General features: G+C 68.3%; 20 protein-coding genes. 12 read left to right on the top strand and 8 right to left on the bottom strand.

The window, feature by feature from the left end:
* Window positions 1-11: 11 nt before the first annotated feature.
* The gene (locus BM360_RS07615) at window positions 12-1,766 is read right to left on the bottom strand and encodes an N-acyl-D-amino-acid deacylase family protein (protein WP_093313003.1); all 1,755 of its coding nucleotides are present in this window, start codon (window positions 1,764-1,766) and stop codon (window positions 12-14) included.
* 333 nt (window positions 1,767-2,099) lie between these two features.
* Between BM360_RS07615 and BM360_RS07610 the strand changes: the two genes are divergently transcribed.
* The 4 genes from BM360_RS07610 to BM360_RS07595 all read left to right on the top strand — a co-directional run bounded on the left by BM360_RS07610 (window position 2,100) and on the right by BM360_RS07595 (window position 7,702).
* Window positions 2,100-4,484, top strand: coding sequence for a TonB-dependent receptor (locus tag BM360_RS07610; RefSeq protein WP_093313000.1), 2,385 nt, complete (start codon window positions 2,100-2,102; stop codon window positions 4,482-4,484).
* 11 nt (window positions 4,485-4,495) lie between these two features.
* Entirely contained in the window at window positions 4,496-5,692 is a 1,197-nt protein-coding gene (locus BM360_RS07605; RefSeq protein WP_093312998.1) for a cytochrome P450, read from the top strand.
* A gap of 18 nt (window positions 5,693-5,710) precedes the next feature.
* Complete coding sequence (locus tag BM360_RS07600) at window positions 5,711-6,427, top strand: NADPH-dependent F420 reductase (RefSeq protein ID WP_093312996.1); 717 nt, start codon at window positions 5,711-5,713, stop codon at window positions 6,425-6,427.
* A 63-nt stretch (window positions 6,428-6,490) separates the two neighbouring features.
* The gene (locus BM360_RS07595) at window positions 6,491-7,702 is read left to right on the top strand and encodes an MFS transporter (protein WP_093312994.1); all 1,212 of its coding nucleotides are present in this window, start codon (window positions 6,491-6,493) and stop codon (window positions 7,700-7,702) included.
* Here BM360_RS07595 and BM360_RS07590 read toward each other — a convergent pair.
* The 4 genes from BM360_RS07590 to BM360_RS07575 are packed head-to-tail and all read right to left on the bottom strand — an operon-like array spanning window position 7,699 to window position 13,307.
* Window positions 7,699-8,217, bottom strand: coding sequence for a nuclear transport factor 2 family protein (locus BM360_RS07590; RefSeq protein ID WP_165611236.1), 519 nt, complete (start codon window positions 8,215-8,217; stop codon window positions 7,699-7,701). The genes BM360_RS07595 and BM360_RS07590 overlap by 4 nt on opposite strands.
* Window positions 8,204-9,019: a Coq4 family protein gene (locus BM360_RS07585; RefSeq protein ID WP_242653351.1), complete on the bottom strand. Its 816-nt coding sequence runs from the start codon at window positions 9,017-9,019 to the stop codon at window positions 8,204-8,206. The genes BM360_RS07590 and BM360_RS07585 overlap by 14 nt, the downstream gene beginning before the upstream one ends.
* Before the next feature lie 35 nt (window positions 9,020-9,054).
* Window positions 9,055-10,869, bottom strand: coding sequence for an acyclic terpene utilization AtuA family protein (locus tag BM360_RS07580; RefSeq protein WP_093312988.1), 1,815 nt, complete (start codon window positions 10,867-10,869; stop codon window positions 9,055-9,057).
* 14 nt (window positions 10,870-10,883) lie between these two features.
* Window positions 10,884-13,307 carry a TonB-dependent receptor gene (locus BM360_RS07575; RefSeq protein WP_093312986.1) on the bottom strand — a complete coding sequence of 808 codons (2,424 nt, stop codon included), beginning with the start codon at window positions 13,305-13,307 and terminating at the stop codon, window positions 10,884-10,886.
* Between the two features lie 119 nt (window positions 13,308-13,426).
* On the opposite strand from BM360_RS07575, the gene BM360_RS07570 reads away from it, so the two are divergent.
* From BM360_RS07570 to BM360_RS07555, 4 genes are all read left to right on the top strand, one after another.
* A complete protein-coding gene (locus BM360_RS07570; RefSeq protein WP_093312984.1) occupies window positions 13,427-14,281 on the top strand; it encodes a helix-turn-helix transcriptional regulator in 855 nt (284 codons plus the stop codon).
* A 116-nt stretch (window positions 14,282-14,397) separates the two neighbouring features.
* Window positions 14,398-15,174 carry an SDR family NAD(P)-dependent oxidoreductase gene (locus tag BM360_RS07565; RefSeq protein ID WP_093312982.1) on the top strand — a complete coding sequence of 259 codons (777 nt, stop codon included), beginning with the start codon at window positions 14,398-14,400 and terminating at the stop codon, window positions 15,172-15,174.
* Between the two features lie 43 nt (window positions 15,175-15,217).
* Entirely contained in the window at window positions 15,218-17,557 is a 2,340-nt protein-coding gene (locus BM360_RS07560) for a TonB-dependent receptor (RefSeq protein WP_093312980.1), read from the top strand.
* Between the two features lie 106 nt (window positions 17,558-17,663).
* Window positions 17,664-18,302, top strand: coding sequence for a TetR/AcrR family transcriptional regulator (locus tag BM360_RS07555; protein ID WP_165611235.1), 639 nt, complete (start codon window positions 17,664-17,666; stop codon window positions 18,300-18,302).
* On the opposite strand, the gene BM360_RS07550 is transcribed toward BM360_RS07555, so the two are convergent.
* A complete protein-coding gene (locus BM360_RS07550; protein WP_093312978.1) occupies window positions 18,299-19,423 on the bottom strand; it encodes an oxidoreductase in 1,125 nt (374 codons plus the stop codon). The genes BM360_RS07555 and BM360_RS07550 overlap by 4 nt on opposite strands.
* 12 nt (window positions 19,424-19,435) lie before the next feature.
* On the bottom strand, window positions 19,436-20,074 hold the full coding sequence (locus BM360_RS07545) for a TetR/AcrR family transcriptional regulator (protein WP_093312976.1): 639 nt from the start codon (window positions 20,072-20,074) through the stop codon (window positions 19,436-19,438).
* 100 nt (window positions 20,075-20,174) lie between these two features.
* Here BM360_RS07545 and BM360_RS07540 point away from each other — a divergent pair, with 100 nt between their 5' ends.
* The 4 genes from BM360_RS07540 to BM360_RS07525 are packed head-to-tail and all read left to right on the top strand — an operon-like array spanning window position 20,175 to window position 23,148.
* On the top strand, window positions 20,175-21,860 hold the full coding sequence (locus BM360_RS07540; protein ID WP_093312973.1) for an N-acyl-D-amino-acid deacylase family protein: 1,686 nt from the start codon (window positions 20,175-20,177) through the stop codon (window positions 21,858-21,860).
* Window positions 21,857-22,081, top strand: a complete 225-nt coding sequence (locus BM360_RS07535; RefSeq protein WP_093312971.1) for a hypothetical protein — start codon at window positions 21,857-21,859, stop codon at window positions 22,079-22,081. Before BM360_RS07540 ends, BM360_RS07535 begins: the two co-directional genes overlap by 4 nt.
* Entirely contained in the window at window positions 22,078-22,302 is a 225-nt protein-coding gene (locus BM360_RS07530; RefSeq protein WP_093312968.1) for a hypothetical protein, read from the top strand. Before BM360_RS07535 ends, BM360_RS07530 begins: the two co-directional genes overlap by 4 nt.
* A 12-nt stretch (window positions 22,303-22,314) precedes the next feature.
* The gene (locus BM360_RS07525; protein ID WP_093312966.1) at window positions 22,315-23,148 is read left to right on the top strand and encodes a Coq4 family protein; all 834 of its coding nucleotides are present in this window, start codon (window positions 22,315-22,317) and stop codon (window positions 23,146-23,148) included.
* Here BM360_RS07525 and BM360_RS07520 read toward each other — a convergent pair.
* Window positions 23,130-23,822 (bottom strand): TetR/AcrR family transcriptional regulator, encoded by a 693-nt coding sequence (locus BM360_RS07520; RefSeq protein WP_093312964.1) that lies wholly within the window; start codon window positions 23,820-23,822, stop codon window positions 23,130-23,132. The two genes, BM360_RS07525 and BM360_RS07520, sit on opposite strands and share 19 nt — an antisense overlap.
* Window positions 23,823-23,826: the final 4 nt, after the last annotated feature.

Raw genomic sequence — 23,826 nt, 5'->3', positions numbered from 1 at the left:
GTCGCTGCCGCTTATTCTGCGGCCTGAAGCTGCGCGGTGCGGCCGGGGGCCTCCGCCGTGACGATCCTGCCCGGAAACTTGCCGGTGAACTCGCCGCGCACAAAGGTCGCCTCGCCATTGACGAGGGTCAACCGCATCGGGGCCGGATCGCGGCTGTAGCGATAGGTGACGCCGCCCTCCCCGTCCGGCACGTCGAACCGCTTGAATTCGGGCCGCCGTTCGATCTCGTCGAGGTCGAACACGGTGATGTCCGCCTTCTTGCCGACGTGCAGCGTGCCGCGCTCGGGCAGCAGGTTGAAGAAGTCGGCGATGCGGCCGGTCAGGATATGCACCGCCTGTTCGATGGTCAGGTCGTTCTTGTCGCGGACATGGCGGGTGAGCAGCAGCACATTGTCGCCGATGCCGCAGAACATCTTGCCGTGCGCGCCTGCGTCCGAGATGTTGCCGATCGCCTTCGGATCATCGAACACATAGCGCATCGCCGCGTCATGCTTGGCGGCTTCCTCCATGCGCAGGTTGGAGTGCACGCCATTGTCGATCACCCAGTCGGCCAGCGCATCCGACGGATGATCGTAGCCGCGCTCGCGCATAAACTGGCTGAGCAGGATGCCCGTCGGCCCGGCATTGGTCTCGCTGTCGAACAACTCGAACGCATCGGGGCTCTTGGCGCGCGAGACGTCGCGGATGCTGTCCCATGAGGCGCGTGCCCGCGCGCGCCATTCCGGGTCGGCCAGCATGGCGAGCTTCTTTTGCTCGTCGCGCTCCTCGATGATCTCGTTCCAGACGTAATTGTTGGTCTGCGCCCAGACGAGCGAGTTGATGAAGCCGATCAGGATCGTCGAGGCGACGTGATGATAGCCCGCCCACACGTCCAGTCCCTCGGCCTTGCGCGCCTCGTGCATGTCGAGCGCGCCTGAGACGAGCCGATCCTGGAAGGCGAGCGTCGGCACCGCGCCGGTCACCTGCACGCGCACATTGCGGCCGCGCACCAGCCGCGTGACGCGCTCCATCGATTGCGGCGCATCGACGCGCATGACGTAATCGACGATCACCTGCAGCACCTTGCCCGGATGCCGCTCCAGCACGTCGAGCAGCGCACTCCACTCGGCATCGTCCGCCTTCTTGGTCAGGATTGGCCGATCCTGCCCGTCATTGTCGAGCAAGTTGGTCGACAGGCCGATCGCGCCTGCGCCCAGCGCGTCGTCGAGCAGCTCGGCCATGCGGGCGATCTCGTCCGGCGTCGCGGCGCGATCCCACGCCTCCAGCCCCATCACCGTCAGGCGCAGCGGGATGTGCCCGCAATAGGCCGCGAAGTTGAGCGGCAGCTTGACGTTGCGCTCCAGCGAGGCGCGATATTCGCTCCACCGCTGCCAGTCCCATGGCAGCCGCTCAAGGAAGGGCTTCTCCGGAATATCCTCGAAGAAGGAGAAGATCTTCACCGCCTCCGCCTTCACCGCAGGATCGGCGCTGATCGGCGCCGCGCCGAAACCGCAATTGCCGTTGATCGAGGTCGTGACACCGTAGCCGGGCATCGGCTCCATCGAGGGCAGCCACCACATCGGCGCGTCGAAATGGTTGTGCGTTTCCATGAACCCTGGCGCCACGTAACAGCCGGTCGCGTCGATCACCTGCTCGCGCCCGCGGCGCTCCAGGTCGGGGCCGATCTCGCTGATCACGTCGTCCGTCACGCGAACGTCCGCGCGATAGGCCGGCGCGCCCGTACCGTCGACGACGGTGCCGTTCTTGATGAGAAAACCGAGTTTCATGCATCCCTCCGTGCGCCCGGCGCCGGATCTGCCGCTCAAGTCGTTCCACCCGGACGAGGCATTCATTTATGCCATACGTATAACGCGATTGCACCCGCCACATGCCGCGGAAACCGAGCAATCCGGTGATCCGGAAAAATACGCGGCAGCGTTGCGGAGACATTTCCGCATGGCTCACCTCACCCGAGGGCAGAGAAGTGGGGCAGCGGGGCGTGCGGACGGGCGGCGGGGACGCCAAGCGGTGCCGTCGCACTCCACACCATCGTCTGTGTCCGGCGAAGAAGAACCCGCAAGCCAGCGCCAAGATCTGGTCGGGAAAAAGGGAGAGAAGAGATGAAGGCGATGGCCCTTGCACCGCTGCTGGCGGGCGTTTCGGTGTTCGGCGCGTCGGCGGCCTGGGCGCAACCCGCCTCCGCTCCCACGCCGGTGCCGAGCGAGCAGCCGGCCGAGGCGAACGCGCTGCAGGACATCGTCGTCACCGCGCAGCGGCGCGAGGAAAATCTCCAGAACGTGCCCGTCGCGGTCACCGCCGTCACCGCCGCGCAGCTGACCGACCTGCGCATCACCAGCATCCGCAACCTGTCGGTGATTGCGCCCGGCCTCCAGATCAACACGCAGGGGCGCCAGACGGTGCCGACGGTGAATATTCGCGGCATTTCATCCGGCAGCACGATCGTCGCGGTCGATCCCAAGGTCGGCATCTATGTCGACGGCGTCTATATCGGCCGGGTCGTCGGCTCGGTGTTCGAGGTGGCCGATATCGAGCGGGTTGAGGTGCTGCGCGGACCGCAGGGCACGCTGTTCGGGCGGAACGCGACGGGCGGCGCGATCAGCATCGTCTCCGCCGCGCCGCGCGGTGAATTCGGCGTGCGCGGCACCGTGTCCTACGGCAATTACGATGCCAAGCGCGCGAAGATCTCGCTCGATCTGCCGTCGGTCGGCCCCTTCTCCGCGCGCATTTCCTACCTGCATGACGACATCAAGGGCGACGTTCGCAACCTGATCGGCGGGCAGACCTTCGACGTGTCGCGGACTGTGCCGCAGTTCGGCGTGTTCAAGGCGGCCAAGCGGCTGGGCGGCCGCAATGTCGACGGCGTGCTCGTCAGCCTGCGCGGCGAATTCGGTGCGGTGCAGGCGGATTACCGCTTTGATTATACCGACTCCCGCTCGGTCGGCCGCGTGCAGCAGAGCTATGGCGTGCTGCCGGCGGATGCGCTGGGCCGCCTCGTCGGGCCGATCCTCGCGCTCCAGCCGCTTTACGGCGGCATCACCAACATTTCGACCGAGCCGCTCGACGCCGTCGCCAACGCTCACAGCGTCGACCGGGTGAAAACGCAGGGGCACAGCCTGACGCTGACCGCGGATGCGACCGACTGGCTGACGCTGAAGAGCATCTCCTCCTATCGCAAGATGGATCAGGCACCGTCCATCTTCGATCTCGGCGCATCGGGCGGGCTGCTGTTCAGCCGCGCGCAGCTGCTGGGGCTGCTTACCGGCAATGCCGCCGCAATCACCAATCCGGCCAACCGGCCGGGCCCGCGCGATCATTTCTTCTCGATCTTCAACGGCTATGAAAACCACCAGCAGCAGTGGAGCCAGGAAACGCAGGCGACGATCACCACGCAGGCGTTCGACCTGATCGCCGGCGCCTTCTACTTTCACGAGCAGAATCCCACGACCAACCTGCTCGCCTCGCTCGCGTCGTTCACCAACGGCGTGCTGACGCCCGTCTCCGCCGCGCCGCCGATTACGCAACTGCGCACGGACAATGACGCCTTCGCCTTCTACGCGCAGGGCACCTATCACCTGACGGACAGCTTCGACCTGACCGGCGGCCTTCGCTATTCGATCGACGATCGCGGTACGGAGATCACGTCGCTGTCGGGCGCGCAGGTCGGCTCGATCGGGGTCGGCAACTTCAAGGCCTCGTTCAAGCGCACCAACTATGCCGTGATCGCGACGTGGCGGCCGACGGAGGACATCACCACCTACGCCAAGGTCAGTACGGCCTATGTTTCGGGCGGCATCTATGCCGGCACGCGCTTCGACCCCGAGGATCTGACCGCCTATGAAGTCGGCATCAAGTCCAAGCTGTTCGACAACCATCTGCGGCTGAACCTCGCCGCCTATCAGAACGACTATAAGGATCTGCAGACGCAGGTCTTCGCCAACGGCATCAGCACCATCTCCAACGCGGGCAAGGCGCGCATCCGTGGTGCCGAGGCGGAGCTGGAGCTGGTGCCGGTGCGCGGGCTGACGATCAGCGGCAACCTGTCCTATGTCGACTTCAAGTATCGCGAATATGTTCTTGGCGGCGTCGATGTCGCCGGCATTGCCCGGCCGCCCTTCACCTCCAAATGGACCGGCCGCGCCTCGATCGGCTATAGCGGCAGCGATTTCGGCAACGGCGCGCACCCGATTGCGCGGCTGGATGCCAGCTATCGCAGCAAGGTGCAGCTCGGGCCGCTGGCGGTGCTCGACCTGAACGGTCAGCGGGCGGCGGTCGACCGCTACAATACGGCGAGCGGATATTGGCTGCTCGACGGCCGCATCGGCATCGCCGACCTGCCCGTCGGCCGCGGCGGGGTGAGCATCTCGGCCTTCGGTCAGAACCTGCTCGACAAGGATTATACGGCCTATGGCGTCAACGCCGCGCAGCTCGTCCGCGGCGTCGAGCGGGGCCGCACCTACGGCATCGAACTCGGCTTCGATTTCTGACGGAGGCGGCGGTGAGCGCGGCGGATATCGCCTTCGATCCACATGATCCGCGCTTCGCCAGCGAAGGCGTGCCGTTCGATAAGCTCGCGCGCATCCGGTGCGAGGCACCCGTCTTCCGCACGCCGGCGGGCGCCTGGTATCTCTCCCGCTTCGACGATGTCGCCGCCGCGCTGACCGATGTCGACACGTTCCGCGCCGATCTCGGCCCGATCACCGGCCTGCCCGGCGGCGTCGAGACGATCCCGGCAGAGCAGCATTATCTGAGTGAGATCGAGGAGCCGCGGCACAAGGCGATCCGCCGCCTGCTCACCGCCGCCATGTCGAGCGCCAGGCTCCGGCAGATCGAGCCGCTGATCGCGGCCGAATGCCACCGGCTGATCGATGCGATGCTGGCCAGCCGCCCGGCCAATTTGCACGACGATTATGCCATGGCCATCCCCGCCTTCGCCATGGCGCGGATCATGGCGCTGGACGAGGCGGCGGCGCAGGCGTTCATGGTGTGGTCGTGGGATGGCACGCTGATGCAGCGCCCCGCCACGCCCGGTGTGCCGCCGGGCGGGCCCGCCAGCCACATCTTCTTCCGCGACTATCTGGCGCAGCAGCGCGCGATGGCCACGCCGTCCAATGATCTGATGGCGCTGATGCTCGCCGCCGAGGTGGAGGGCGCGCCGCTCAGCGATGCGGAGATCATCACACAGCTGCACTTCCTCATCCAGGCCGGCGTCCACACCACGCGCTCGCTGCTGGCGCATCTCGTCAACCGGCTGGTGCAGGATGCGGCTTTATGGGCGACGCTTCAGGCGGATCGCGCGCTGGTGCCGACCTTCGTCGAGGAGTCGCTCAGGCGAGACTCCCCCGTGCAGCGGACGACGCGGCGCTGCGTGCGCGAGACCAATATCCGCGGCATCACGCTGCCAGCGGGGGCGTGGGTGGAGATGGGCATCGGCTCGGCCAATCATGACGAAGCGGTCTTTGACGAGGGCCGGGACTTCCGCCTTGACCGGGCGGAGCCGCGCCGCCACCTCGCCTTCGGCGCCGGCTCGCACGTCTGCCCCGGCGCGGCGCTGGCGCGGATGGAGGCGCAGGTCGCGGTGACGGCGCTGCTCGACCGGCTGGAGCGGATGGAGCCGGTCGCGGGCGCCACCTACCCGCCGCTGCCCGGCAGTCTCGGGCATCAGCCGATCCCGGCGATTCTCGTCGCGCGCTGACAGGAAGGACGGTTTTCGATGTGGCAGGTGGGCATCATCGGCGCAGGCGGCATCGGCAGCGCGGTCGCGCGGCGCTTGGTGCCGCTCGGGGCTGAGGTGCGCATGGCCAATAGCCGCGGGCCTGCCTCGCTCGCCGACAAGGCCGCCGCGATTGGCATCGTCCCCGTGACGGTCGAGGCGGCGGCCACCGCGCGCGATTTCGTGCTGATCGCCATCCCGCAGCATGCCGTCGCCGCGCTGCCGCCCGGCCTGTTCGCGCAGACGCCCGCCGACACGATCGTGCTGGATGCGAACAACCATTACCCGATCCGCGACGGCGAGATTGCCGCCATCGAGGCGGGCATGCCCGACAGCGTGTGGGTGGCGGAGCGGATCGGCCGGCCGGTGCTCAAGATGTTCAACACCATCCATGCCGCCACCATCGTCGACGGCGGCCACCCGAAGGGCACGCCCGGCCGCATCTGCGTGCCGATCGCGGGCGACGACATGGCGGCCAAGCGGAAGGCGATCGATCTGGCCGAGGCGCTCGGCTTCGACGGGCTGGACGCAGGGCCGCTGGCGGAGTCCTGGCGGCAGCAGCCCGGCACCGCCGGCTATTGCCGCAACCTCGACCTGCCAGCGATGCGCGACGCACTCGCCGCTTCGCAGTCCGATCTCGTCGCCACCTACCGGGCCGAGGCGCTGGCCAAGGCGCGCGCGATGACGGCCGAGGCGCTCGCCCGCTCCCGCGCCTGAGCGGGCATCCCGCCGTCACCATCCACCGAATGGGCCTCGGACGCGCCCGGATCAGGAGGCCCCATGTATTTCGGCTGGAACATCGTCGCGCTGGGCGCCGTCGTCTACATGATCGTCATCGGCGCGACGTTCAACGCCTTCGGCTTGTTCGTCCTGCCCGTCTCCGCCGAGTTCGGCCTCTCGCGCGCCAACATGAACAGCGGGCTGATCCTGCTCAACTTCGGCAACGCCGTGTTCGCGCCTCTCGTCGGCCGTCTGCTGGACCGCATTCCCGCCCGCCGCATCATGGCCGCGGCAGCCCTGCTGTTCGGCCTGTCCTTCGTGACGCTGGGCCTGTCGCGCTCGCTGTGGCTGAGCGCGGCGGTGATGGCGGTGCCGCTGGCCATCGCCATTTCGGCGGCGGGCACGATCACCGTCTCGGCGCTGCTCGCGCGCTGGTTCACCGCGCGGCGCGGCAAGGCGATGATGCTGGCGGCGATGGGCATGTCGTTCGGCAGCATCGCGGTGACGCCGCTGATCGGCTGGCTGGTCCATGCGCAGGGCTGGCGCACGGCGCTGGTCATCCTCGGTGTCGCATCGGGCGCGGTGCTGCTGATCGTCACCGCGCTGGTGCGCGAGCGGCCGGGCGAGGAGGAGGGACGGATCGAACAGCCCGCGACGCCCGCCGGCCAGCGCGGTGCAAGCGGCGCACCGATGCCCGTCGCCGCGGTGCTGCGCATGCCGCAATTCTGGTCGATCGGGATCAGCACCGCGCTCGTCCTCGGCATGGCGCAGGCCATCTCGATCACGCTGGTGCCGCTCGCCGTCGGCGAGGGGCTGACCCTGTTGCAGGCGACGACCTTGATCTCGATCTCGGGCGGGTCCGCGATCGCGGCCAAGCTGCTCATGTCGCAGGTGGCCGATCGGATCGACCGGATCATCCTGCTGGCGCTGCTGTTCGCGCTCGGCGCGCTGATCAGCGGCGGCTTTCTCGTCAGCCGGAGCTTTCCGGCGCTGGCCGCCTGTGCGGCAATGGTGGGCGTGTGTTCGGGCACGGTCGCACCCATCTTCTACGCGCTGCTGGCGGACCGGTTCGGGCCCACCTCGTTCGGCACCGTGCGCGGGCTGATGACGCCGGTGACGGCGCTGACCGGGGCGGTGGTGGTGCGTTTCGCCGGGGAAACATATGACCGCACGGGCGGCTACGACCTCCTGTTCGGCACCTTCGCCGTGACAAGCCTCGCGGCCGCCGCGCTGATGCTGGCAACGCGCCTCACCCAGCCCTATCGCGGTTAGCCGGCGCGCCCCAGCAGGCGCGCCGCCACGCTCTCGCCTCCGACGAACTGCGGCGTGCCGGCAAAGCGGGTGATGCGCCACGCGCCGTCCGGCTCGCGGCGGCACTCCATGCGGCATTCGACGATCATGTTGGGCGCAATCGGCGCGGCTTCTATCGGCCGCGCGCCCTCGGCCGAGAAGTTGAGGTTGAAGAAGTCGAGCGTGGCGTGGCGGCGATCCTCGGCCACGCTGACGCGCACGTTGACGAAGGCGTGGAGCAACTGGCGCTGGCCGTCCTTCTGCTCGCGCGCGATCCGCGCATAATGATCGGTGTAGAAGTCGCGGATGGCGGCGTCGCCGGCGAGGTGGCGATCCCCCAGCTCCCACACGCCATCCTCGGCATAGAAAGCGGTGATGTTCCGCCCCTGATTGGCGTCGATCTCGTGGCCGAAGTCGAACAGCATCTGCTGCAATTCGACGACGATCGCCGCCGTCTCCGGATCGAAGCGCCGCATGCCCGGCTTACCGATATTCATCCCACGCCAGCGATGCCTCGCGCGTGTCCAGCTCCACCGCCTCGCGGATGCCGAGCGCCGCGCGGGCCTCGGGAATCGGCAGATGGAACACGTCTTCATAGCGCGCCATGAAGATCGGCCCCGATGCCTCGCCCACGCGCATGCCGTGCTGCGCCGCCTTCAGCGCCATCGGATAGGATTGCTGATAATGCAGCCCGGTGCGCATCATGATGCGGGTGGAGCCGAACAGCTGGCCGGCATTGACCATCCCGGCCAGCTCGGCGCTGAGGAAACGCGGCACGTTGCTGAGGCGGGCATAATAAGGGATCAGCTCCCCAAGGATGTCGAAGCCGCCGCCGCAGACGATATGCTCGAGGTCATGCGTCTGGCCGCTGCGCAGCGCATAATATTGATATTGCGTCTTCGGCTCGAACCGCGGCACGATGTCGACCTGATACTGGTTATCGACCAGATAGCGACCGAATGTGTAGCCGAGCGAGCCTTCGGGATAGGTCAGCAGATCCTCGGGCGTGTAGGTTGAGACGAAGCCGTCGCTGAACCAGCGATCCAGATCGGGCGAGCGACGTCGTTCCTCGGTGAACAGCGCCTCGATCCGGTCCATGTCCTGCACTTCGCTGAGGATGCGGTGCAGCTTGTAGGCGTCCGAGGTGGTCGGCAGATCGCGGCCGCTACGGCGCAGATAGTGCGTCGCGATCCAGTCACGCAGCCGCGGCTCGTTCAGATAGGGTGACGAGCTGACGAGCGTGCTGCTCTCGGTCTCGACCGTCTGGATGCCGCGCATCAGATAGGGGGTGTCTTCCACAGCCTGCTCCTCGTCCTTCTCGCCCGCTTTTGCCGTCAGCCCGCCAGCGAAGCCGCCAGTGCCCGCGGCACGCGCACCGTTTCTTCCAGCAGATGCTGTGCCATAGACTTCGCCGCCGGGTCGAGCCGGGGCGACAGGTTGATGCCGCCGCCCTGCGCCTCGTGGACGACGAAGTTCAGCGCGTGGAAGCCCGGCGCGTCATACACGTCCACCCGCGCGCGCGCCGGATCGGCGAACATGTGGCGATAACGGTGCGCCACCCGCTCGGGCGTCAGGCTGGCGCGAATATAGGGGAGATATTCGGGGCGGCGCGCGATCACGCCGACGTTGAACAGATCGCCCTTGTCGCCGCTGCGCGCCCACGCCAGCCGGATCAGCGGCACTTCCGCCTCCGCATCGTCGGGCACCGACGGCGCGGGCGGGCGAACGAGCATGGCGGGATCGAAGCCGGAGCCGGGCGCCGGCGGCACGGGGACGGACCGGCCGTCCAGCGTCACCGTCGCGGTCACGCGCGCCTTGTCGATCAGGAACAGGAACATGCCGGTCAGCGGAATGGCACGCGGCGCGGCGATGATCGGCGCGATGGACGTGCCCACCGCCATGTTCATGATCGCGGTCGTCTGCTCGCGCCCGAACAAGGCGACGGCCTCCTCAAGGTCGTGATCGACGACGATCTTCAGCAGCACCTCGCGCGGGTTGAGCGGACGGGCATCCTCGCCATAGCTCGCCTCGGTGCCGATCACCTCGACATGCGTGCGGCGCCAGGGCCCGAGATTGCGCTCGCGCAGCATCGTCGCGCTGCGCTCCAGCAGCGCGTCCGCCTGCTTGCGCGCTTTGGCCGGCGCGTCGATGCCGATGATCGGCTGGAGCGCGATCGAGCGCCAGCCATCCTCGAAGGTGGAGCAGACCTTGTAGCTGGCGGTCGGCGGATAGCCGCGCGCGCCGGACACGCGCACCCGGTCCACGCCGGCCTGCTCCAGCTCGATCGCGCTGAAATCGCAGACCACGTCGGGGACGATATAGGCTTGCGGGTCGCTCACCTCGTAGAGTAGCTGCTCCGCGACCGTGCCGATGGAGACGAGCCCGCCCGTGCCCGCGGGCTTGGTGATGACGACCGATCCGTCGGCATGGCATTCGCCGATAGGGAAGCCGATATTGGCCCAGCCGGGCACGTCTGCCCAGTCGGTGAAGGTGCCGCCCGTCACCTGCGCGCCGCATTCGAGCAGGTGGCCGGCGACGGTGCCCGCCGCGAGGCGATCATAATCGTCCGGCTCCCAACCGAATTCATGAATCAGCGGCCCGAGGATCAGCGCGCTGTCGACCACGCGCCCGGTGATGACGATATCCGCCCCCGCCGCGAAGGCCGCGGCGATCGGGAAGGCGCCGAGATAGGCGTTGACGCTGCCGATCGGGTCGGGAAAGGCCGCGCCGCTGAACATGTCGCGCACGCCCTCGGCACGAAGCTCCGGCGCCAGCGCCTCGATGTCGTCGCCCTCGACCACGGCGACCTTGATGTCGAGATCGAGTGCGCGCGCGCGTTCCCGGATCATCTCCGCCAGCCCGGCCGGGTTCATGCCGCCGGCATTGGTCGCGACGCGGATGTTCCGCGCCTTCAGCTCGGCGAGATAGGGGCCGATATGGATTTCGACGAAGTGGCTCATGAAGCCGGAGGCCGGATTGGCCTGCTTCAACTGGCGGAACAGGCCCATCGCCGCCTCGCCCAGATAGTCGAAGGCGAGATAATCGAGCTTCGGTGCCTTCAGCAGCTGCGGCACGGCAATGGCGCTGTCGTTCAGCGCGCCGGACGCGCCGGCGATGTGGACGACGCGTGCGGACGAAGTGTCGGTCATCGGCTGGCTCCCGCTCACGATCCCCACCGGTAGCGCAGCCGCACGCCGTACATGCGCGGCTCGCCATAGAGCGTCGATTGGACGCCCAGCGTACGATAGCTGTTGGTGTTCGACGTGCGATAGGTCTTGTCGAACAGGTTGGTGGCGAACAGGCTGGCATCCACCGGCGCCCCCATCACGTCGCGCCACGTCAGCGTCGCGTTGACGAGGTCATAGCCCTCCAGCATCGATCCCGGCTCGTCCGCCTCCAGCGCGGTCGCCAGCGTGAACTGCTGGTCGATATGCGCATAGGTGACGACGAGGCCCAGCTCCCCCGCATCGCCGGCGAGCGGCAGCGTGAGATTGCCCGTCAGGCTGAACTGGTGCTTGGGCGCGAACTGGAAGGGCATGCACTTGAAGTTGGCGGTGCCGCTCACCTGCCGGCCCGAACAATCCAGCGTCGGCTGGAGCACGGGGAACAGGAACTCGTCATAGCCCGCATCGAGATAGGAATAATTGCCCGACAGGCTGAACCAGCGCGCCGGCGCCACCTGCCCCTCCAGCTCGATCCCGTTGATCGTCGCCGAGCCGGCGTTGAGCACGATCGCGCCCGAGGCGAACGTGCGCGGGTTGAAGTCGCCGCCGGCACGCTGGATATTGCGATACTTGGTCTTGAACGCGGTCAGGTTCAGCCGTGCGGGCACTGTGCCGAGGCGGAGATCCGACTTGAAGCCGGCTTCATAGGTCTTGACATATTCGGGCTCGAACCGGTCCCGCTCGATATTGACCGCCGAATAGTTGATGCCGCCATTCTTGTAGCCGCGGCTCGCCTTGGCATAGAGGAGCAGGTTGCGGACGCCGCTGTAATCGATGCCCGCCGTCCACGTCGTCGCGGCGGCGCGGGCGGAGGCGTTGAGCGCGCAATCGGCGGGGGTCTGCGGATTGCTGCTGACGCCGTTGGCGCAGGCAACGCCGCCCGTCGCCGTGGTGCGATAGGCGATGCCGAACCCGCTCGACCGATCCCAGGTGCGGCGGATGCCTGCGGTCAGCTTCAGCCCGTCGAGCGAGGGCGTCAGCGCACCGAAGTCGAACCCGCCCTGCGCATAGACCGCATAGGATTTGCGGTCGAAATCGCGCAGCGTCGTCGTCTCCAGCAGCGTGCTGTTGCTCAACTGGCCCTGCGGCCCGTCCGCCTTGGAGCGATCGGCATAGCCGCCGACGACATAGGTCAGCTTGTCCGCCAGCGCATTGCCCTGCAGCTGCAATTCCTCCGTCCACTGCCATGTCGCATCGAGCGGCAGGCCCGCGGGCGCGCGCACCGCATAGATGTTGATCGGGCTGCCGTCCGCATCGAAGCCGATATTCGCGCGCAGCTTGCCGTAGCTGGCGATGTTGCGCAGCGTCAGCGTGTCCGACAGGTCGATGCTGAGCGTATCGTGCACGCCCCAGCCGCGCACCTTGGAATAGCTGTTGCGCAGGTCCGCCACGTGGCGCTCGTCCCGCCCTTGCTGCGCGGTGGCCAGCGCGGTCAGGACCGAGCAGTTGGGGCCGAGCCCGACGCCGACGCACCCGCCGCGCGTGGCGAAGCGCGAGGCGAGCAGCGGCACGTTGAACTGCGCCAGCACATAGCCGGTGCCATTGTCGCTGCTGCGCGTGCCATAGGCGACGAGATAATTCTCGATCCCCTCGGCCGGGCGGAAGGTGATGCCGAGGCGGCCGGTATAATAATGGCGGTTGTCGTAATCGCGGCCGGTCACGACGTCCTTCGTATAGCCGCGCCGATCGACGAAGCGGCCCGCGGCGCGGACCAGCAGCTTGTCCTCGACCAGCGGCAGGTTGACGACGCCCTCGATCTCGCGGTCGCGATAATTGCCGATCTGGCCCTGGAGATAGCCGCCGGCCCGCTCGGTCGGCCGGGCGGGCTCGAGCAGGATCGCGCCGCCCGTCGTGTTGCGGCCGAACAAGGTGCCCTGCGGCCCGCGCAACACCTGGATGTTGCTGAGGTCGAGCAGCATGCCGGGCGGCCCCTGCGTGCTGACGAAGGTGCCCGGCACCAGCGCCGCCTCGGCGAAATAGGTGACGACGCCGGGCGACGACAGGAAGGTGGTGCCCTGCCCGCGCAGCGTGAACGTCTCGGTGCTGCGCGTCTGCCCCGCCGCGCCGATCAGCAGCGACGGCACCTGTCCCTGCAGATCCTGCGCCGCGGTGATGTGGCGATTGTCGAGCGACTGCTGGCTGAAGCTGGTGACGGCGACGGGCACCGTCTGGCTGGCCTCCGCACGGCGGCGGGCGGTGACGATGATGTCCTCCAGCCCGGCTGGCGCAGGCGCATCGGCGCCGACGGGGGCGGTGGCCGCATCCTGGCCTGCCGCAGCGGCGGAGGCCGCCGGAACGATCGTCGCGATGGTGGCGAGCAGGACCGCGCGATCGCGCCCTCGCATCCGTCCGGAACGGCTCATGCTTCCTCCCCTTGCCGCCTCGCCCGCCTCTTGGTGGCGGGTCGTGCCTGGCCGCCCTGCGACCGTCGGACGCGAGTTAAGACTTGCCAATCATGCCGCACAGAAGGCCAAGGGAGCCTATGACCGGAAGTGACAGGCTGCCCCCGCGAGCGACCGGGACGGACTGGCGGCGGCGCGAGCTTGCCAGCTTCCTGCGCGCGCGGCGCACCGGCGTCAGCCCGGAGGCGTTCGGGATCGAGCCGGGCCGTCAGCGCCGCACCACCGGGCTGCGGCGCGAAGAGGTGGCGCAGCTGCTCGGCGTGTCGCCCTCCTGGTATACCAAGCTGGAACAGGGGCTGGACGTCACCGCCTCGCCGCGGCTGCTGGTGCGGATCGCCGATGTGCTGTGCCTGTCGGCGATGGAGCGGGCGCAGCTCCTCCGCCTCGGATCCGAGGAGACGCCCACCTCCACCGCGCCGGCCGGCGAGGTGCTGCCGCCGGTGCAGATGATCATCGATGCGATGAGCTACTCGCCCGCTTTTGTCCTGACGCCGCGGGCCGACTATATCGCGTCAAACGCCGCAGCCGTGGCGCTGTTCGGCGACTTCAAGACCTTTGCCGGGCCGGAGAGCAACCAGCTGCTCTCGCTGTTCCTCGATGAGAATACGCGCCGCAGCCTGCCCGACTGGCGCGAATCCGCGCGGCAGCAGGTGGCGATGTTCCGCACCGCCTTCGCCCGCAACATCCACGATCCCGGCTTCCACGCGCTGATCGAGCGGCTGCTGGCGGAGAGCGACTATTTCCGCGAACTCTGGGCCCGCTATGAATTGCCGTCGGGATCGTCGCGCGAGGTGCAGTATCGCCCCGGCGGCGCCGTTCCGCTCACCTTCCGCCACTTCACCTTCTTCGCCGATCTCGACGGGCAGTTCCGGGTGGAGGTGTTCAGCCCGATCGACGAGGGCACGACGCGGTTCATGATGGCGCGGATGAGCTGACCCACCGCGCCGCTGCCGACGATCATTCCGGATAGCCGGAAAAGCGCAGGCCGCTTGACGGACGGTCCGTTCACGCGGCTAAGTCGCTCCCTACAGACAAGTAGGTAGGAGAGGATATGGAAGACGTGGCAAGCCGTCTGGCGTCGCCATCGACGGGCGTCGTCATCACGGGTGGCGCATCGGGGCTGGGCTTCGCATCGGCACGCGCGCTGGCGGCGGTTGGCCGCGCCGTCGCATTGTGGGATCTCGATGCCGGGCGGGCGGAGGCGGCGGCCAAGCGCATCGCCGACGAACATGGCGTCGCCGCATCCGGCCACGGCATCGACGTGCGCGATCTTGCCGCGATCGAGCGCGGTGCCGCCGCCACGTGCGAGCGGATCGGCCAGGTCGGCGGGCTCGTCCACTGCGCGGGCGTGGTCGATACGGACGGCCTCGACGGCATGACCGAGCAGAGCTGGAACGACGGCATCGCCGTCCATCTCCGCGCGCTGCCCTTCCTCATCAAGGCGTTCCTGGCCGACCTGCAGGCCGCGCCCGGCGCCGCCATCGTCGCCACCGCGTCGATCAACGCGACGCTCGGCCATGCGGTCAATCCGATCTACTCCGCGGGCAAGGGCGGCGTGCTCGCCATCGTCCGTTCGCTCGCCGACCGGCTGGGGCGCGACGGCATCCGCATCAACTCCATCTCGCCCGGCCAGATCGTCACCCCGATGATGCAGCCGACGCTGGACGCGATCGGCGCAACGTCGTTCGAGCAGCGCATCCTGCTCTCGCGCCTCGGCCAGCCGGAGGAGATCGGCCGCGTCGTCCGCTTCCTGCTGTCGGACGAGGCCAGCTACATCACCGCGGCCGAGATCGTCGTCGACGGGGGCAACATCTCCTCGCAGCGCTGACGCGCCGCCGCGCAATCAAAAACAAGAAGATGGGGAGGATTTCATGAGCAGCACGAGCATCCATGCCTGGCGCGCGCTTGCCGGCGCGTTGCTGGCGATCCCGGCCGCGGCCACCGCGCAGAGCACCACCGATGCGACCGTCGCCGCGGGCGACACGCCATCGCCCGCCGAGGCCGCCGCACCGCCCGCGGCCGAGCCCGCCACCGCGCCGCTCGGCACCGGCGACATCGTCGTCACCGCGCGCCGCCGTGCGGAGAATCTTCAGGACGTGCCGGTCGCGATCACCGCCTTCACCGGCGCCGCGCTGGAGGTGCGCAACATCCGCGACATCACCGCGCTCGACGGCCTCGCGCCGAACGTGAAGGTGGTGGAAAGCGGCAGCAACACGACAACCTATCTGCAGATCCGCGGCTCGGTCACCACCAATCCCAATCCGGGGTACGAGCCTGCCGCCGCCATGTATATTGACGGCGTCTATATCGGCAAAGCCGTCGGCTCGAGCATCGACATCGCCGAGATCGACCATATCGAGGTGCTGCGCGGGCCGCAGGGCACTCTGTTCGGCCGCAATACTCTGGCGGGTGCCGTCAGCATCGTGACGCGGAAACCCAGCGGCGAACTGGGCGGCACGCTGAAGGCGGGCATCGGCAATTATGACCGGCGCCTGCTTCAGGGCTCGCTCGATCTGCCGGCCTTCGGCCCCTTTTCGGTCACGCTGGCGGGTCTCTGGTCCGATCAGAACGGCTATATCCGCACGCGCGCCAACCCCGTGCCGCAGATCCCCGGCCCGGCGCCCACCGTCAAGCGGCTGGGCGACAAGACCAGCTATGCCGGCCGCCTCGCCGTGCGCTTCCGGCCGAGCGACACGCTCACCTTCGACTATTCGGGCGATTACAGCCGGCTGAAGACGACGCCGATGCTGGGCGTGCTCCAGGGCATCGGCGCGGGCGGCATCTTCGATCCGGCATCGCCCGCTTATGTCGGCGTGCCCCTCGGCCTTTATGTCCAGACGGAGCGGCGGCCGCGCGATTATTACGGCACGGGCGGCGTCGACGGCGCCAAGCTGTTCGAGGGCGTGAAGACGTGGACGCACGCGCTGACCGGCACGCTGGAGGTGGGCGAGGCGACGCTGAAATCCATCACCGCCTATCGCACGCTGAAATGGAAGCAGCAGCTCGATCTCGACGGATCGCCGCTGCCGCTTGCCGCCGCGGCATCCAACCTCGACTACAAGCAGTTCTCGCAGGAGTTGCAGGCCAGCGGCAAGGCTGGACGGCTCTTCTACACCGCCGGCCTTTATTATTTCTACGACGACGGCGACTCCAACAATCCGCAGCAATTCTTCGGCACCACGCTGGAGCGGCTGGCGGATTTCAACACCGATGCTTACGCCGCCTATGCGCAGGTCGACTGGACGCCGCCGATCCTGAACGACAAGCTCGTTCTGACCGCGGGCTATCGCTACAGCAAGGAGAAGAAGCGCGTGCTGCGCGGCGCCACCGCGGGCGGCTTCACCACCATCCCGTTCGGCACAAGGGCAAGCCGCACCTTCTCGGGCTCCACCCCCACCTTCGTCGCCAAATATGATCTGACCGACGACATCAACATCTACGCCAAATATTCGGAGGGCTTCAAGAGCGGCGGCTTCGCGACCGACGCCAGCACCGTCCAGTCGTCGATCACGCCTTATGATCCGGAAACGGTCGACTCGATCGAGATCGGCACCAAGGCCAGGCTGCTGGACGGGCGGCTGCGCGTCAATCTTGCTGCCTTCTTCGACAAGCACAAGGATCAGCAGATCGCGGTCTTCCAGCCGACGTCGGCGGGCTTCGTCACCTTGGTGACCAACGATGCGCGCTCGCAGATCAACGGCTTCGAGGCGGAGGTGCAGGCGACGCCGGTGGACGGCCTCGTCCTGTCCGCCAATGCCGGCTACACCGATGCCGAGTTCCGAGAGTTCTTCGCGGTGGTCGGCGGCCCGAACGTCGCGCGAGACCGCGCCTTCGCCTTTGTGCCGAAGTGGATCGCCAGCGGTTCGGCCGACATCACGCTGCTGAAGCATGACGATCTTCAAATCAATCTGGCGGGCGATCTGAAATATACAGGGCGCTATGCGGCGCTCCCCTACAGCACCGTCGCGACGGACGATCCCAACATCTTCTCGACGCAGACGGACAGCCAGACCACGCTCGACGCGCGCATCGTCGCCAGCCGCATTCCGGTCGGCAGCGGCACGATCGCGGTGACGGGCTTCGTCCGGAACCTGTTCAACGAGGTCAGCCGCACCGCCGGCATCGACTTCGGCCAGGCGTTCGGCAACATCGTCACCCGCAACTACAATTGGCCGCGCACCTACGGGCTGGACGTCAGCTTCCGCTTCTGACCGCAGCCGGGGCGGGTCACACCCCCGCCCCGGTTCCACCCCGCAGGCAGACCTGCTAGCCCCGCCCGCGGGCATGCAGCATGATTTCGGTGGAGCGACGGACGACATGGCCAGCGTGAGCCCCGGGCAGCTCTCCCCTCCTGCCGCAACACGCACCGGCTCGACCCGCGAAGAGCTGCTGATCGCGGCCGAGCGCGTGTTCGCGCGGCACGGCTTTGCCGGGGCGAGCCTGGACGAGGTGGCCGAGCAGGTGGGCATCCGCCGCCCGTCGCTGCTGCATCACTTCCGCTCCAAGCGCGAGCTTTACGATGCGGTGGAGCGGCGCATCTTCGAGGAGCTGAACGCCCACCTCACCGGACTGGAGGCGGAGGGCGCGCCGTTCGAACGGCTGATGACCCTGCTGAACCAGTGGCTGACCTTCATGGTCGAGCGGCCGACCGCCGCGCGCATCATCCTGCGCAATTCGTCCGACCTGATCTCGCGTCCGGCCGATCCGGTGGAGTTTTCATGGCGCACGGTGGAGACGTTCGTCCGGCTGGTGGAGGAGGGGATCGCCGCGGGTGCCTTCCGCCCGATCAAGCCGGTCGTCGCGCTCAACATCCTCGGCTCCGCGGTGCTGAGCTTCGTCTGCAATGCCGATCAGTTCGGCCACAGGCGTCGCTACGACGCGACCGGCCGGGCGGAGCGCGCCGAGTTCGAGTCGGCGCTGCGCCGTGCCGCGTGGGGCGTGCTCGCGCCGGCCTAGTTCAGGCCGAGCGACACGGCCGGCTCGAACGGCTCCAGCTGGTCGATCTGCCCCAGCCGCACCTTCCGCGCCCACGCCGCATCGCCGAGGATCGCGCGGCCGAGTGAGACGAGATCGAACTCTCCGCGATCCAGCCGCTCACGCACCGCATCCAGATGGTCGAGCGCCACCGTCGCCCGCGTCGCATAGATGTTCGCCTCGCCATATTCGAGCGAGGTCTTGGCCAGGCCGATGCCGCCACCCGCAATGGTCGGCTTGCCCGTCAGCGCCTTGATCCAGCCGGCGAGATTGAGCGGGCTGCCGTCGAACTCCGGCCGGAAGAAGCGGCGCTGCGAACAGTCGAACAAGTCGACGCCCGCCTCCACCAGCGGCGCGATCAGCCGCTCCAGCTCGGCGGGCGTGTCCGCCAGCCGGGCTGCATAGTCCGTCATCTTGAACTGCGACAGGCGCAGCAGGATCGGGAAGTCCGGCCCCGCCGCCGCGCGGCAGGCGGCGACGATCTCGGCGGCGAAGCGGCTGCGTTCCTGCCCATAGACATCGCTGCGGCGATTGGTGCGCGCCCACAGGAACTGATCGATCAGGAAGCCGTGCGCGGCGTGGATCTCGATCCCGTCGAAGCCCAGCCGTTTCGCATCCGCCGCGGCGCGGGCGAAGGCGGCGACCACCGCATCGACATCGGCCAGCGTCATCGCCTCGCCATCCTCGCGCCCCGGCCCGGCCTCGACGCCGACCTGCGCGCCCGGCAGCCAGATGCCGGAAGGACCGATGCCCGGCACCTTGGGCGGGTTCATCGCGAGGCCCTGCAGGCCCGCATGCGCCAGCTGCGGCACGATCCGCCCGCCCGCCTCGTGCACGCCGCGCACGATCTGCGCCCAGCTGTCGAGCGGGGCGCCGTGGAAATGCGGCTCATCATCGTCGAAGGCGGAGCGTTCGTGGCCGACCGCGGTGGCGCCGGTGACGATCAGCCCGATCTCGCCCTCCGCACGGCGGCGGTAGAAGCCGGCATAGGCCTCGCTCGGCAGGCCGCCGGGGGCGCGGCCCTGCCCCATCGGCGCCATGACGATCCGGTTGGGCAGCGACAGCGTGCCGATCGTGATCGGCGCCATCAGCGGATCGTGCATCCTCGCCCCCCTTCAGTCGTCTTGGCGCGGGGATAGGACAGGCGGCGCCGGCGCAGCAATGCTCGCGACGATCCGGCGTGTATAATCCGCGACATATTCGCTCGGCGCCGGCTGGAGACTGAACAGGGTGCGATAGACGATGCCGCCGACGATCATGTCGAACAGCACGTCGCCGTCCACGTCCATCCGGATCGTCCCCGCCTGCTGCCCCGCGGCAACGATGCCGCGCAGCGCTGCCCGGTTGATCGCCTCGGCTTCGCCGCGCAGCTCGGCCTGGAGCGCGCGGTCGCCCTGGGTGTCGGCGATCACGCCGACCGACGCCGCCGCGATCGAGGCGACCTGATAGCGGGCGAAGATCTGGCGGATCAGGCCCGCCATCTGCGGCTCCAGCCCGCCGCCCGCAATCACGTCGGCGAAGCTCGCCTCGCCGCCCACCGCAATCTCGTTGGCGAGGTGCGTCTTGGTCGGCCAGCGGCGATAGATCATCGATCGCGGCACGCCCGTTTCGCGCGCCAGCGTCTCGAAGGTGAGCGCGCGGTAGCCGCGCTCCGCCAGCAGCCGCCGCGCCGCCTCGCGCACGACATGGTCGATGGCGCCATCGCGCGGGCGACCGCCCGGCCGGGCATTGGAGGCGGTTGCGGAAGCGCTCATTTCGCCTGCCTACAGCAGCGGCAGGCACTTGCAAGTAACGCTACACAGTGTACCGTATTCCTCGATGGACCGGCGACAGGCCGGCGCAAGGAGAGAGGCGATGCTGGACCTGCTGATCCGGAACGGTCTGATCTGCGACGGATCGGGCGCGCCCGCCTTCCACGGCGATGTCGGCATTCGCGGCGATCGCATCGTCGCACTCGGCGAGGTGACGGGTCCGGCGCGCGAGACAATCGATGCGAACGGCCTCGTCGTCGCGCCCGGCTTCATCGATCCGCACACCCATTATGATGCGCAACTGGTGTGGGACGGGCTGGCCCAGCCCTCGCTCGAACATGGCGTGACGACGGTGATGCCGGGCAATTGCTCGCTCAGCCTCGCGCCGCTCCGGCCCGAACATCGCGAGCTGCTCGGCGCCACCTTCCGCAAGATCGAGGAGATGCCCAAGCAGGCATTCGATGCGGGCTTGAGCTGGACGTGGCAGACCTTTGCCGAATATCTGGATGCGATCCGCGGTGGCCTCGGCGTCAACGTCGCGCCGCTGGTCGGGCACAGCCTGCTGCGCCTGTGGGTGATGGGCGAGGACGCGCGCGAGCGTATCGCCACCGACGACGAGATTGCGGCGATGCAGGCGCTGCTGGCCGAATGCCTCGCCGCGGGTGCGGTCGGCATGAGCGGATCGTGGGTCGACATCGATCACGAAAACCGCCCCGTCCCCGCGCGCCTGGCCGAGCCGAGGGAGCTGGACGCGCTGTGCGCGACGCTCGGGGCGCATGGCGGCATCCTCCAGATCGTGCCCGAATTCTACGATGCGGACCTGCTCTGCGCGCGGATCGACCTGCTCGCCGATTTCTCGCGACGCCACGGCATCGCCACCACCTTCTCGCCTTTGTTCGACAGCAATGCCGCGCCCGAGCTGGTCGGCATCGCCATGGAGCGGGTGCGCCTGCAGACGGCGCATGGCGCGCGCGTGACGCCGCAGATGCAGACGCGGCCGATCGACCTGTCCTTCGATCTCACCGCGCCCATGTCCACCTTCGCAACGCTTCCGGGCTGGTGGGCGATGACCCTGCTGCCCCGCGACGAGAAGCTGACCCAGTTGCGCGATCCCGCGGTGCGGGCGAAGCTGATGGCGGAGATGGACGATTTCTGGATGCCGATCGGCCTCCAGATCGATTTTGCCGACGCTTACGTGAAGCGCATGGGGCAGGATGACCCCGCGCTGATGGGCCGTCGCATCGGCGACATCGCGGCGGAGCGCGGCTGCCACATCGCCGAGGCGATCATCGACATCGCCCTGGCGGACGATCTCGCCACCTCGTTCGGGCTGGACGGCATCGGCCATAACGACAGCGCCAAGATTGGCGGGCTGCTGGCCGATCCGCTGATGGGCATCGGCGCGGGCGACGGCGGCGCGCACGTCACCAACTTCGCTACCTATGGCGATACCGCCTATCTGTTCAGCCGCTACGTGCGCGGCGAGCGCGCGCTGTCGCTGGAGCTGGCCGTGCGCAAGCTGACCCACGACGTGGCGACGCTCTGGGGCCTGCGGCATCGCGGGCTGCTGCGGCCGGGCTACGCCGCCGACCTCGTCCTGTTCGATCCCGATACGGTCGATCGCGGGCCCGAAATCGCGGTGGACGACCTGCCGGGCGACGGCTTCCGCTACATCCGTCGCGCCACCGGCATCGAGCATGTCATCGTCAACGGCACGCCGGCTTATTCGCGCGAGCAAGGCTACACCGCCGCGCGCACCGGCCGCATCGCCGAGCGGGTGGCGGCATGAGCACCGGATCGCCGCCGCCGGCCCGCCGCTTCGTCCAGCCCCGCGCGGGCGACGACTGGCCCGCCATCGCCGCCCGTGAGCTGCCCGACCTGCCGCAGAATGAGGCGGTGGAGCGGATCAAGAGCTGGAACCTCCACCTCGTCTTCCGCCCGGTCAGCGTCATCACCCCCTCCGACATCCTGTTCGTCGAGCCGCCACGCGCGCGCGAGCCAGTCGCTTGAGCGACGGCACGATCCACTCGGTCCGCCTCACCTCCACGCACGATGGTGAGGCGGCCCTGGTGGTGGAGCTGCGCTTCGGCGGCGATCGCCGGTCGATGGTGCAGTTGGATGCCGAGGGCCTGCGGCGGGTGATGGCCAAGGCCGGCGCTACGAGCGCGCTCGATCTGGTCGGCCGCCCTTGGACTTTGCTCGACGTCAACGAAACGCCCTTCGTGGGCTGAGAGAGGATCGCCATGAACAAGCAGACGACGCTGGCGGCGGACGAAGCCGCCTATCTGATGGGCAGTGGCGAGCCCGCCACGTCCAGCGTGCTCATCAGCAATTCCAAATATCTCAACAGCCCGCTGTTCCGCGATGTCTATGCGCAGATGGGGCTGAAGCGCGACGGGCACGATCTGCCCGATGCCTATCTGATCCCCGCGCTCACCCGCGCGATGGGCGATGTGGTCGATCCCGCCCGCACCGCGGCGCTGCTGGAGGAGGAGCGCGCGCGCCTGCCCGAATTCGCCGCATGGCTGGACGAGCGCTTCACCTCCAACTTCACCGCCGAGCAGGTGGCCGACTGCAAGCCCGGGACGCTCGGCGCGCGCATCCACGCCTTCATCGCCGACAGCGGCTACCAGATCGACTTCCTCTACAAGGGCGCGCCCGCCAGCGATTACGAGTTCCTGGTCAAGCGCCGCGCGCAGAACCACGACATCGAGCACATGGTCACCGGCCTCTGCCCCAGCCAGGTGGGCGAGATCGCGCTGATCGTGGCGAACACTGTCGCCAACGCCAATTATTTCTCGACCGACTTCGCGCATGAGCTGAACCTCTATGGCACCGTGCTGATGTCCACGTCGCTCAGCCGCTCGGGCCTGCATTACCCCAAGACGCTGCCGTCGCTGCTGGAGGGGATCAGCCGCGGCTACCAGCTCGGCGCCAAGCAGAAGCGACCCTTGTTCATGATCCGCTGGGAGGATCATCTCGACCGGCCGATCGCCGACATTCGCGCCGAGTTCGGCTTCGAAGACGGGCCGGAGCCGGGCTACTGGGATTGGGTGTTTCAGGCGTTCAAGGGGTGATCGGGCGCGATCAGGCGCGTCAGCCCGTCGAGGATGTTGGCGACGCCGAACGCGTACAGCCTGTCGCCCTGTTCCGCCTGCGCCGCGCCCGACAGCGTTTCGATCAGCGCCCGATCCTGGCCCGACAGGTCGGACTCGCGGCCGGTGCCGTGGCGGATCGCCACCGCCTCGTCCTGCGCGGCGATGCGCGCCATCAGCAGCGCCATGGCGACGCGGCCGGTCCAGTTCGCCGCGATCAGCAGGTCCGGTCCGCTCAGCCCCGCGCGCGTCAGGATGCGCAGCAGCGGCATCCACACCTTCAGCCAGGAGGGCGTGATCGCCCCGTCCCACTTGATGAGCCTGAGGCCGACCGGGTGGTCCACGAACATGCGGCGAAGCTCGTGCAGCCAGGTCGCGGTGGCGGCGCGCCAGTCGAGCGTTTCGTCGGGCGCCTCGAACGAGTTGAAGATGCTGCTCGCCGCATCGCTCAGCAGCGCCTCGCGGCTGGGAAAATAGGTGTAGAGCGTCATCACCGATGCGCTGAGCCGCTGGGCCAGCTTGTTCATGGTGAAGCCCTCCAGCCCGCCTTCCGCCAGCATCGCCAGCGTCGCCGCGCGGATCTGCGCGGGGTCGAGCAGCTTGGGGCGCCCGCGGCGGCCGCGCTTCGGGGTGGCGGTCGGAGGTGGATCGGCCATGCCT

It is taken from the genome of Sphingomonas jatrophae, from assembly GCF_900113315.1.
Lineage (GTDB): Bacteria > Pseudomonadota > Alphaproteobacteria > Sphingomonadales > Sphingomonadaceae > Sphingomonas_P > Sphingomonas_P jatrophae.
Note: the sequence above shows the minus strand (reverse complement) of the source record. Positions and strands in the feature narration are given on the sequence as shown.